At 38.3% G+C, this 12,456-nt stretch carries 7 protein-coding genes; all 7 read left to right on the top strand.

Going from position 1 to position 12,456, the window contains the following annotated elements; translation table 11 throughout:
• The first annotated feature begins 49 nt into the window (after positions 1 to 49).
• The 7 genes from esaA to essC all read left to right on the top strand — a co-directional run bounded on the left by esaA (position 50) and on the right by essC (position 12,452).
• Entirely contained in the window at positions 50 to 3,322 is a 3,273-nt protein-coding gene (gene esaA, locus ACHBIF_RS01600) for a type VII secretion protein EsaA (protein WP_394718207.1), read from the top strand.
• A 1-nt stretch (position 3,323) separates the two neighbouring features.
• Positions 3,324 to 3,779 carry a type VII secretion protein EssA gene (locus ACHBIF_RS01595; RefSeq protein ID WP_394718205.1) on the top strand — a complete coding sequence of 152 codons (456 nt, stop codon included), beginning with the start codon at positions 3,324 to 3,326 and terminating at the stop codon, positions 3,777 to 3,779.
• A 1-nt stretch (position 3,780) separates the two neighbouring features.
• The gene (locus tag ACHBIF_RS01590; protein ID WP_394718203.1) at positions 3,781 to 4,179 is read left to right on the top strand and encodes a hypothetical protein; all 399 of its coding nucleotides are present in this window, start codon (positions 3,781 to 3,783) and stop codon (positions 4,177 to 4,179) included.
• A gap of 2 nt (positions 4,180 to 4,181) precedes the next feature.
• Positions 4,182 to 6,560, top strand: a complete 2,379-nt coding sequence (locus ACHBIF_RS01585) for an SA1320 family protein (RefSeq protein ID WP_394718201.1) — start codon at positions 4,182 to 4,184, stop codon at positions 6,558 to 6,560.
• Between the two features lie 110 nt (positions 6,561 to 6,670).
• Positions 6,671 to 6,913, top strand: a complete 243-nt coding sequence (locus tag ACHBIF_RS01580; protein ID WP_044693335.1) for a MoaD/ThiS family protein — start codon at positions 6,671 to 6,673, stop codon at positions 6,911 to 6,913.
• Positions 6,914 to 6,926: 13 nt separating this feature from the next.
• Positions 6,927 to 8,069 (top strand): type VII secretion protein EssB, encoded by a 1,143-nt coding sequence (essB, locus tag ACHBIF_RS01575; protein ID WP_394718199.1) that lies wholly within the window; start codon positions 6,927 to 6,929, stop codon positions 8,067 to 8,069.
• Between the two features lie 12 nt (positions 8,070 to 8,081).
• Positions 8,082 to 12,452 carry a type VII secretion protein EssC gene (essC, locus tag ACHBIF_RS01570; RefSeq protein WP_394718197.1) on the top strand — a complete coding sequence of 1,457 codons (4,371 nt, stop codon included), beginning with the start codon at positions 8,082 to 8,084 and terminating at the stop codon, positions 12,450 to 12,452.
• The last annotated feature ends 4 nt before the right edge of the window (positions 12,453 to 12,456 follow it).

Below are 12,456 nucleotides of genomic sequence, written 5' to 3'. Positions count from 1 at the left end.
GGTTGGGGTGGAGTCCTCAACCTTTTTATTTTGGAATTAAGGAGATAATATGAATCGTAAAACATTGATGGCAAGTGGAATTGTCTTATTAGTAATGGCGGCACTAATAACATTCTTTGCGGTTATTAAGCCAAATTCATTAAGTACAACCTCGTCGGATAATGTTGTTCAAAATACTACGCTTAAAATTGCAGCAGTAAATGAGGATACAGGTACAACCTATAATGGACAAGTGCTCAATATGGGGACTATCCTTCTACACTCCTTTGATTTAAATACAAACTACGAAGTAGAAGTTGTATCAAGAGCGATTGCTGAAAGAGGATTAGAAAATGATGCATATCAATTGATGATTGTTCTACCAAGCAAATTCTCAGAAGAGGCTCTCGCCTTGGAACAGTCTGCTCCAAAGCAAGCAAATTTTCAATATCAAATAACATCAGATGAACAGCTAACTGTAAAGCAAGCCGAGCAAGCTGTAGTAGATTTCAAAAGTTTATTCAATAAAGATTTAATAAATATCTATTTTGCAAGCATCATTGGAAATTTACAAACAGCTCAAGCTCAGGTTAATGAAGTTGTTTCAAATGAAGGGAAAGCTTTAAACTCATACAATACGCTATTGGTTGATCCGCTGGTTCGTTATTCTAAACAGTTTACGGGCTTGGCGACTTCTCCTACAGATTTATTATCAACCTTCTCTGCATTTAACAAGGATTTATCAAACTCAAATGATGCATTTACTTCTATCATCAATGTAGACAAATCATATGAGACTGAATTAGAACAGATTAAATCGTTCCAAGAAGCTTGGCAAACGTCCATTCTTACAAGAGAGGAAAATCTTCATGCTTTTGAAGAGCAAATCTCAAAGTTAAATGTTGATGAAAATTTAACAAGTCTCAATCAAATTAATGATCATATTGCGACAAACCTTAATGAACCAGCTGTATGGAAAGAAACCTCTGATAGAGTAAATGCCTATAATGAGGATATTACAACACTTTTGACTCAATTGAAAGAGTTAAATACTACAATTGATACTACCTTATCAAACTACGATTCCAAAATATCTGAAGCTGTTGAGAGTTCTCTAGCTGACAACAGTTCTGCTTTATCTAGTGCCAATCAAACATTAGGGAGCTACATTACAGCTCTGAATAAAAGTATGTCTGAACAGATCATTGCCAAGTGGCCGAGCAGAATGTATAGTGATGAGTCACTCGATGGATTGTCCTTATCGAATTCAGATAAACAGCACTTGAAGAATGTTAATTCTTTTATGGTTTGGTATGCGAACAAAGAAAAGTTACCATTACCAGAAAGTGTCTCAGCGACATATGAATCTGAGGCGTTGAATCATATAAGAAATCAGATTGTATCACAGGTTGAACAACGTCGTGATCTGGCTTTGCCAACTCTAGAAGGAACGCTAAAGACTGTTGATATTCACGTTCCAAGTGGTTTTCAATTATTTGTAGAAGGGTTCAATCCCGTAAAAGTTAGTGATACCCACTATCAATTATCTTTTTCAAGTACGAACGATACACCAGCGAAGTTTTTCTATTCTCTAGCTGTCACAGATCAAAGTAAACTTTCAATACTAACACCTGCCATTGTTTCCTTCTCGTTCACAACAGAAGAGGAAGTAGAGGTTGTCAAACCAGGAGAACCAAAAGAAATTAGTAGAGAAACACAGGTAGAATCTACACCAGTACCAGCAACAGAAACGACATCTGCAACTACAACTAGTGAGACAGAGGCGACGGAAACAGAGGTGACTGAAACAGAGACGACAGAAACCACCGCTCCAACAACTGCTTCAAATACAACAAAAACTGTCACTATCACGTTGGTGAATGAGACTGAAAAGAAAATGGTACAGCGACGTTATGAAGTGACAGACTCGATATCAAATTGGAGTTATGACCCGACTTCAATGTCGAGCGAAATTTACAAAGACATTCAAGAGTATCTGCAACTTTCAGGGGTCGTAACAGCTTATTATGGAATAAATTTAACCCAAGGTAGTTATTTATCAACAACATTTACACCACTAGAAGGGTCCCTGGCTTCTTTGGCTAACAGTGATGATTTGAAGTCTATCGTTACTAATCTCATAAAAACCACAACTGTTGAGGCATTTAGGGATGATTTAAAAATTTCTGACGAAGAATTGAATGAGATTGAAAGTCGCTTAGCGGAGGTTGACTCCTTATTGGCATCAATTGAAGGGCTTCGAACATCAACTACGGATTTAATATCACAAACGGGTAGTTTGATTGAAGAAACGTCAATTATCCAGAAAACACTTCAAGATAAGCCGGCATTTACTGATACAGAAAAACGAGAGAATACGGATATCGTCACTGTAAGTATGGATATGAATTCTGACCTGACGGAATTGATGGCTGCAAGCCAAAGTCTCATGGAAAAAACAAAGTCCAATCAGGTAGTTGCCGAGACAATTGAAAGCAGCATGCAACAACTCTCAACGGACGTGACAACACTAGAGACTGATGGTGAATCATTGAACACTCGTGTTAATGAATTACAAGAAATTATGGCAGGTCAGTATGGGACCAATGAAGAGTTTCTCCAACAATTTTCAACTGTATTAAGCAATACAAAGACAGGCAATCAGAAAAATCAAGCTGTTTATGACTACCTCTCAAATCCTGTAGATGCCTCCAAAATTGAAAATGTATTGACGGTTGCATCTAGTTCAACAAGCGGGGAAACACGTCAGGATGATCGAACCAGCTTAATGCTCATTCTGATTGGGTATCTGATTAGTCTAGCCATTGCATATCTTTTACAACATTCGGATATCCAAGGATTGCAGGAACGATTTAAGTTGACTCAACGTCTGTCTTGGAAAAATGCGACAGGTCCCGTTCTATTCCTCTCAATATCATCTTTCTTGTCAGGTGCTATTCTTGCTCTGGTTACAGGCTATAAATTAGATTTTTCAATCGGTCAGACAAGCCTCTTTATCTTTTTAATGACTCTTATTGTCATAAATATGACTTATGGTGTCAATTTGTTATTAGCGAAATTGAAAAGTTTTGGCTTCTTAATCGGCGTCGCACTGATAATGCTTTACCTGAGTACAGCAACTCAACTATTTGATACATATTATGTATATTCAACAAAGTTACTTGCGTCATTCTCCCCATTAAATTACCTGGAATTAATGATACGTAATTATATTAATCAACAAGGGGAACTTTCTATATCTGTTAGTCTTTTGGTTGCTTTAGCATTAGGCTTAACCGGGGTGACAGTTTTGCTTTATCGAACAGTTTCAAAGGAGTCTTAAGATGATAAAAAGGCTAGTTTGTGGGTTGGTTTACCTGTCATTTCTTGGAGGGCAGCTGGTTTATGCAAATGATGGTTCATTGCAAATAGATGCTAATTTAACGACTACTGGTGAAAAATCTGAAATTAGTTATATCGAACAGGAGAGCGACTTGGCAAAATTGTTTCAATCAGAAACAGAAAAATCTATTTCTGAAGTGCAAGAGGAAGCTGAGCAGTCTTATCGATCAGATAAGGAGGGTCTCTTTTTACATGATATCCAGACAGATAGTGTCATTGAGACCTACCAGCCCCTATTGTTTACTTCTAAGACGATGGTACATCGCAATGATAGCTATGGAGTGTCACTGACCGAGAAAAAAACTGGATTATCTTTGCAAACGCTTCTAATAATTGTCTTGGGAATGACTGTGACTATGTACTCATTGTTTCGTAACAAGTTGAAAGGAAAGCAGTAATATGAAAAAGTATCGATTATTTATAGGTATTTTAGCAACAATTACGATTTTAATTTTAGGAGGGTGTGGCATGACTTCGCAGAAAGAAACATTGACCAGAGAGCAACAGGATAATGTGGTTAGATGGATTGCTAGGGGGTATGAGATAGAATCGGTGGAATTTACAAACTTTGGGAAAAACGAAGCAACTGGAACATATATGTTAAGCATAAAAATTAATAATAATGACAATTTGGGTACTGTATATTCTACATCTAGTTTAATAAAATTTGATAAAAATACTGGTTCTATTGGATTAGATCCTATTGATGAATTTGCTTCTTTGGAGAAAAAAAATCCTATTAATGATAATGATGAAGTAAATATAAGTTCAATAAAAATTAAATATTTGGGAGAATAGTTATGTCATTGGAAGATATAAAATATCGATATTTGTCAGATCAATCTTATTGGTTAGATAAAAGCAGAACAGATGTTGATTACCGCCCAAAAGAAGATGAAAAATATTATTTTGATAAAGAGGATAAGTCCTTAGGTCAATTCAAAGTCCTCAAAGTTGAAGACAACCCCAAAAACGGCATGCAGGCTATGGCTGTAGCGCCAGTGGTAGATGGCAAAGTAGATACCACACAGATCACCATCGCCTATGCGGGGACGAATTTTGGAGATGGAAAAGACCTCCAAACAGATCTTAATAGTGTCATAGGTGGTCAGAACTATTTCGAGACAGCTCCTCAACTTCCTTCCGATAGTCAGGTTGATAGCGCGCTTGCCTTTGCTGCTGAGATTCGTCGAAGATACCCTCAAGCAACGATAGACACCACAGGGCATTCACTAGGTGGTTATCTAGGTCAGATGGTTGCCATTAAAAATCAATGGGCTGCGACAACCTTTAATGCCCCAAACCCTTCGAATATGCTAACTAAGGATGAAATAGCCTGGGCTAAAGCAAATACTGACATATTGGTTAGCTATCGCAACGAAAAAGATTGGATAGGAAACTATGGTGGTGATCCACTTGGAATTGCACGAGCTATTGCCGCTTACAAGGAAAATGATATTGAGGGCCTTGATTCTTTGCATCATCATGGGCTCTCTACTTGGCAGTTTGATAAGCATGGTAACTTGGTGGACAAGTACGGTCTAGTAGTGGATAAGAAAAATTATTATGCAGAGGTGGATATTAATTCTGATGGGGTAGAAGATATTACTTTGTCAGCGACTAATACGACGGCTCGTAATCTCTTTCTATCAAGTGGCAGTATTGGCTTAGCTGGAAGTCAAAAGATTGAGATTAGTCCTGACACACTAAGGATGTTATCAAGCAATCTCAATCTGTTAGCTCTGACAGAAATTCCAGCTATGATTAAAGCTTGCCAACTTTGCCAAGAGAAAAACGAAAAAATAAAAGGTGACTTTGAAACTCGTAAGCAAAAAGTGGAGGAAAGCATTGTCCAACGCTTCAAAGAGACCCGGTTAACAGAGGTGTTTTATAGGATGCATGAGTCGGTGGGTCAACTGGTTTCAAAACGCTCGATTTTTGAACAGCTAGCCTCTCCAAAAATGTTGCGCAATACTATTCCATACCCGGCATATTTTAGTTCAGGGGCTTATTTGGAGTTATCCCCTTATAATAGTACTTTGAGTCACCTTAGCTCTTATAGTCAGACATTGTCCCAACAAGCTTCTTCGGAACAGTCTAGTGGTTTTATCTTGATTAACCCAACACCAAGTGTTTTGAAATCATCAGATATTCTAGAAGAAACGGCTAAGAACCTCAAAAAGAAAAGTGAAATAATCTTTGAAGGAACAGGTCTTCGTGAAGGGAAAAAAGATGGGATTAGTGAATCCTTAACGGAGGTTTTGAACATCGAACAAGCCAATCTGGCCCAGTTAAGCTTGGCTGTAGAGAACGTTGCCCAAATGACGTTGGGGCTTGCTGACCATTTCCAAACTATGGATGACTGGCTAGGTAGTCAGATACAATCAGGGGGCAGTCTTGAAGGGTTAACCATTCAAAATGTTCCAAGGTCCTATCAAGCATATCTTGAAGAAACTGGTATTTTTGATGATGTCAAGGATGTCTTACAAGCATTTGATGAACAAGTCGAACGAAAAAGTGCTACATATGCAAAGGATGTGTCAACTGGATTTTCAACAGCTTTTCAATCCGTTCAGTCCTCGCTTGAAAGATGGTCAAATCAGTTAGAGAACTTTAATCAGTCGGTTTCGTCAATAAAAAGTTCATTTGAAGTAGATATTTATATTGATAGGAAGACCAAGGTAGACAAAGGGTTCAAGATGAAGAGGGAGTACTGGGGAAATCTCTCTAGGTTATATGATTCCAATTTAAAGACATCGATTAGGACGGCAAACAAAGAAATCAAACCGTTAACTGAAAAATTGGTATCGGCATTGGAGATAACCAAAACAGCTCAGAGCGATCTAGAAAACATGAAGCCTCAGTTGAAAGCAATCATCGAAGAAGGGGTCTACGTTGCCTTTGATTTGGATGAAATTGTAGCCAGTCAAAAAGTCATCCAGCAACAAACTGCTAGAATTGGACAAGAATTGTCTTATGTCATTGATACCTTAACTTCTCAAATGTCCGGTGAAGCCATCTCAACACTTTCACTTCAATTAAGTCAAGTTCGAACATTAACTGGTTATTTCAATCAATTAGTTGGAGAATGTTTTGGAAATCAAGATAGCACCCTTCCAAGTATGCCTAGTGGCGTCATTAGTCCACAGGCAAGAAACTTTTCTTTAAATCCTTCATGATAGGGAGAAACGAAAATAGTTTCTCCTATTATTTTTTCTACTGAAGGTATATTTTTGATAAGTTCATGATATAATAAATAGTGAAATTAATTTAGGAGGAGTGGCTTTTTATGAATGAGTTTATCATGATTAGCTTAAATTGTAATCCTTTTGTGTCACAAGAACTGGACTTACGTGTACCAACTCATTTGACATTGAAAGAACTCTTACAGATTGTATCAGAAGCTTATAATTTAGGATTTGAATTAATCAATCCCAGTGCTAGAGATCATCAGTCTGGTCAAATACTAACAAGTACGAGTCGATTAGAACTACTAAAAGACGGAGTATTACTACAATTGGAAACTTTATAATATGGAGACAGGTATGGAAACACAAAAACGTGAATTAGTTGTTGAGGATGTGAAAGGAAATCGTGAGGTTGCATATGCCTTATTGACTGCTCATCATCCTCTTTTTGTTACTCAAAAAGTAGCTGAAGAAGAAAGTCGGTTGATTATTGAAAGTGAATTGACAGAGGAGTTGTATGATTGGTCTTTGCTGGAAGGCATGAATGCACAAGAAAAATTGCGTCATTTACTGAATATTGGGGAGCTTTACAGTGACTTAGAAGATTCCATTTACACTTACGAATTATCACCAGACAGTCTTGTATTTTCACGCAATGCGGAGCCTCGTTTCATCTTTAGAGGGATAAAAGAACAGCTCCCTCCCTATGAAGCTGTTACTGATACTGCCTTTCTAACTTCCTTTAAAGCTATGATTGTCTCTTTGATGGACAAAAAAGCGACTTATGATCAATTAATGGCAGGCAAACTCCCATTTTATAAGGGAAATCTTTTCTGTGAATCGATTGTTCAGGCAGAATCTCTTCAGGAAGTTCAGGAATTATTACTAGAAAAATACAACATTGAAAAGCAAGACATCACGGAAAACTTTTCACTTATTAGAAATAAGTATATTTCTCGATTAAAATCCATAACTGCTTTAGTTTCTATTGCTACGGTAGTATCCCTTTCAGGAATCCTCTATTTCTTACTGTTTGCGATGCCACGTCAAGAAATGATATCCTCTCTCAGATTGGCGTTTATCAATAAGGACTATTCTGGAGTTGTGACGGTGATAAAGGATGCTGACTCTAAATCTCTTAGTCAAGATGATAAGTTTATTAGTGCCTATTCTGTTATCATGACAGAGCCCCTGACGGAAGAGCAAAAATCTGAATTGAGTAAGATTTCCACTCAATCGAATGAAGATTATTTACGGTATTGGATTTTGATTGGTCAAGCAAAAATTGATGAAGCAATGGATATTGCAAGTTATTTGGATGACCCTCAGTTAATGATGTATGGCTTGACGAAGAAAATTGATGAGGTGCAACGTGATTCAGAACTATCTGCTGAGAAACGGACAGAACAATTAAATAGCTATAAGAGTAAGTTAGAAGAATTGAAGAAAACCTATTTGACTCCTGAAACGGATACTCAAGCATTAACAGAATCGGAATAAAAGGAGAAGAAGATGCACTATTTAATCTATGAACAATCTGTTTATACCCTTTATCCGGAGAGGAGTTATCAACTTGGTATAGATGCTGAAATTGTTATCCCTACTAAGAATGAAATCGTTTTAACTGTTGACCACGAGGGGGTTCGTTTACTAGGACAATACTATACAAGTGGACGGTATGATATTTCCGTAACAGACGAGCTTCAAATAACGCTCCTATCGTTTGAAGAAACCAAATACTATCTGCTAGATGACAAGACCTTTCATTTATCAGGGAAACTGGATGCCCTTCTTTCTCTTGACGGATTTAATGGAGAAATCGTTGTAACAACAGAGGAGAATAAGCGGTATCTCCAAAGTACAATTCCTTTTTACCTAAATGGTCAATTTGTAACTGGTAAACATCATATTCAGGATTATGATGAATTACTTTTTGAGCAAGGACTGGTACTTCGTTTTCAAAAGCAAGTATTACTAGTGCAGACGCTATTTACAATAAAAACCAAACTGGTTGAATTAGCGGAAGTGACAGTAGAGGATCGAACGAGTGATTTTCACCGTTCACCAAGGATCATTTTACGTGAGCCAGAAGGAAAAGTTACGATTGCTTCGGCACCAACAGAAGATGAAGGAAAAAAACAATCTCTCATTAAATTGTTGTTAACTCCTTTGGCGATGATTCTATTTACTGGTCTGACCTATCTATTTTCATCGGGTGGAGGAATGGTCATTATGATGATGGGGATGTCTTTGGTTACTATAGGGACATCCATTCATTCCTATTTTTCAGATAGAAAATCCCATAAAGAAACTCAGAATAAAAAGATAAAAGAGTATATGGAGTATTTGGATACCAAATATGAAGATTTGGCTCAATACCGCAGTGAACAAAAAGAAGCTCTTTTTTATCACAATCCAGATACATCAACGATACTTCAGATGGCTGAGAAAACTGACCGTCGAATTTATGAGAAAACACCTTTCCATTTCGACTTTTTGAGTTATCGTATTGGACTTGGTGATGTGCCTGCTAGTTTTCAAGTTGACTATGCAGACTCAGAGTTAACAAAATATAACGAAGAGGCTGGTCAGAAAGTTCGAGAATTACTTAGCTACTATCGCTTAACAGAAGACGTTCCTATTACAACGACAATTTCGAGTCCAATTGGTTATATTGGTACCCGTCGTGTCGTGATTGAGCAAGTTCAGCAATTAATGATGCAAATTGCAACTTTCCAAAGTTATCATGATGTTCAGTTTATTCCGATTTTTCGAGAGGAGGAGTTGTCATTATGGAATTGGAGTCGTTGGTTGCCTCATACAAAGATAAAAGCGCTGAATAGTAGAGGATTTGTCTATAGCCAGCGGACTCGAGACCAGTTATTGACCTCACTATACCAAATCATAAAGGAACGAAAACTAGATAGTGAGCAGGATAAGGGGAAAGAAAAAGTATATACACCTAGATATATCTTATTGATTACAGACTTGAGCCTCATGCTCGACCATAATATTATGGAATATATCAACGAAGATCTTTCAGATCTAGGTATTCACTATATCTTTGTAGAAGAAGTGATTGAAAGTTTGCCTGAACACGTTAAAACGGTTGTTGACTTCAGAGGTGACAAAAAAGGTACTTTGTTGCTTCAAGATGGTGTCTATGTCAATAAAATCTTCACACCCCTTCCTGCAGTTGCTTTGTCAGAAAAGGATAACTTTGCTCGTCATATGGCAGCAATAAATCATGTCCAAACCTTGCGTAATTCGATTCCAAATAGTATCACTTTCCTGGAAATGTATGGAGTGAGTCGCGTAGAAGAATTGAATCTATTGAAACGCTGGGAGGAAAATGAAACCTACCAAACGATGGCAGTTCCACTAGGTGTTAGAGGCCGAGATGATATTCTCTACCTCAACCTTCATGAAAAGGCACATGGACCTCATGGTCTCATTGCTGGTACAACAGGTTCAGGGAAATCAGAACTTGTACAATCTTATATCTTATCTTTGGCTGTAAACTATCACCCTTATGAAGTAGCCTTTCTGTTAATTGACTACAAGGGTGGAGGAATGGCTAATCTCTTTGCGGACTTGCCACACGTCGTTGGTACCATTACAAACTTAGATGGTAACCAAGCCAATCGAGCACTTGTTTCGATTAAGGCAGAACTTAAGAAACGTCAACGAATTTTTCTTGAAAATGACGTCAATCACATTAATCAGTATACCAAGCTCTTTAAAGAAGGTAAGGTTAAAGAACCACTCCCACATCTATTGATCATTAGTGATGAGTTTGCGGAATTGAAGGCGAATCAGCCAGAATTTATGGATGAGTTGGTTTCTACAGCCCGCATTGGTCGTTCTCTAGGGGTAAAACTGATTCTTGCGACACAAAAACCAAGTGGGGTTGTAAATGATCAAATTTGGTCCAACTCCAAGTTTAAAATTGCTCTTAAGGTACAAGATGTAGCGGACTCACGAGAAGTTATTAAGACCCCAGATGCGGCAGAGATTACTCAAACTGGTCGGGCTTACTTGCAAGTGGGGAACAATGAAATTTATGAACTGTTCCAAAGTGCTTGGTCTGGAGCTGACTATAATCCAGAAGGTAGAAATAGTGTCCAACGTGATATGACAGTCTACGAAATCACAGATAGCGGCCAGTACAATGCCATCAATAAAGACTTGAGTGGACTAAACAAACAAAAAGAGACCAAGGCTGTTCCGACAGAATTGGATGCCATTGTGGAAGAAGCGCATGAACTGTTTGAGGGTCTCCATATTCCGAAAGTAGCTAGTCCGTGGTTACCACCATTAGCGGAAAAAGTTTATGCCAAAGATTTGGCTTCTGTAAACTTCAAGGACTACTGGGGAACTTCAGACAATCTTCAATCCATCTTAGTGGGCTATCAAGATATCCCAGAGCGTCAAGAACAATCTCCGCTCTACTTTGATATGGAGCAACGAGGACACATTCTATTAGTCTCTAGCCCAGGCTTCGGGAAATCAACCTTCCTACAAAACTTTGCGGTAGATGTCATGCGAAAACAAACGCCAGCACAGGTCCACTTCTATCTCTATGATTTTGGGACTAGTGGCTTGATTTCGCTATCAGATTTCCCACATGTGGCAGACTATTTTGCTTTGGATGAGACAGAGAAAATCATGAAATCTCTTCGCTTCTTGATGAAAGAAGTGAAAGCTCGTAAGCGCGCCTTGTCTAAAGCCAAGGCAACGAACTTGAGTCAGTATAATCAGCTTTCAGAAGATAGTTTTCCTACTATCTTTATCGAGATTGATGGCTTTGATAGTGTCATGGATGCACCGTTCTCAGATGCCTTCTATGATGTCTTAAATGTTATTGCTCGTGATGGTGCGTCACTTGGTATCTATCTAATTGTGACCCTATCTCGCCTCAATGCCATGCGTTTGCAGCTACAATCAAACTTCAAGACCAAACTTTCTCTTTTCTTATTTGATTCGAGTGATTTGTCTGGTGTTGTTGGTCGCTCCAATATTCCACTGGACGAAATCAAGGGACGAGCTATTGCCAAGTTTGATGAGATTGTCCAATTCCAAATGGTACTACCTTATAGTAGTGAACACTATACAGATTACATTAAGGAAGTTAAGACGGAAGTTGAGGCAATGAGCGCAGCCTATAGTGGACCATTTCCAGCTGGTATACCAATGTTGCCAGAAAAGGTTACCAAGGAGGTTATGGCAGATAGCTTAGCGATGAGCCAAGACTTTGTTTTGGGACTTGAGAGGGAGGCTGTTGAGCCAGCTATTTTGAGTTTTGAACGTCCAATCCTTATGGCTTCAGATAGCCCTGCTTTTGTGAACAATTACTACAAATTGCTGGAATATCATTTGAACCGCTTGTCTGGCGTTTACAATACGGTAATTCTGGATTCTAGTCAGCGGTTATCAACAAACTTCTTTGAAGGAGTCCAACGCTTTGATAGCTCTTTGGAAGTTGAAAATGTGATGAGAGCTATTATTGATGACTTCAAGAAACGCCTATCTAATCCAAGTCCAGATTATCCGAAGTGGTTGATTTTGATTCCAGATGTGGCAGCGACAGCTATGGCATCTGGCTTGAGCGAAACAAACTTCAAACAGTTACTGGTCGAAGGTAGCCAGCATGGTGTGACCTTATTGTTGATTGGTACTTATCAAGACTTGGTATCAAATACCTACGATACTTTTGTCAAATTGGCTAATCAAATGGTGGAACAAGTATTCCTTGGCATGCGAATCAGCGATCAGAACCATACACGCTATCCATATATTAACAATGAACCAGCTCTGAGACCAAATCAAGGCTATCTCCTTTACCCAGAGGGATATGAGTTGGTGCAATTGATGGAGATTTAGAAAG

The organism is Streptococcus sp. A11, assembly GCF_043674225.1.
Classification (GTDB): Bacteria; Bacillota; Bacilli; order Lactobacillales; family Streptococcaceae; genus Streptococcus; species Streptococcus suis_V.
The sequence above is the reverse complement of the archived record's forward strand: the minus strand, read 5'-3'. Positions and strand labels throughout refer to the sequence as shown.

Excerpts from the sequence above, each read along its gene's own strand:
- ACHBIF_RS01595 (WP_394718205.1), top strand. The coding sequence starts at position 3,324 with ATGATAAAAAGGCTAGTTTGTGGGTTGGTTTACCTGTCATTTCTTGGA.
- essB (WP_394718199.1), top strand. The coding sequence starts at position 6,927 with ATGGAAACACAAAAACGTGAATTAGTTGTTGAGGATGTGAAAGGAAAT.
- ACHBIF_RS01590 (WP_394718203.1), top strand. The coding sequence starts at position 3,781 with ATGAAAAAGTATCGATTATTTATAGGTATTTTAGCAACAATTACGATT.
- ACHBIF_RS01580 (WP_044693335.1), top strand. The coding sequence starts at position 6,671 with ATGAATGAGTTTATCATGATTAGCTTAAATTGTAATCCTTTTGTGTCA.
- ACHBIF_RS01585 (WP_394718201.1), top strand. The coding sequence starts at position 4,182 with ATGTCATTGGAAGATATAAAATATCGATATTTGTCAGATCAATCTTAT.
- esaA (WP_394718207.1), top strand. The coding sequence starts at position 50 with ATGAATCGTAAAACATTGATGGCAAGTGGAATTGTCTTATTAGTAATG.
- essC (WP_394718197.1), top strand. The coding sequence starts at position 8,082 with ATGCACTATTTAATCTATGAACAATCTGTTTATACCCTTTATCCGGAG.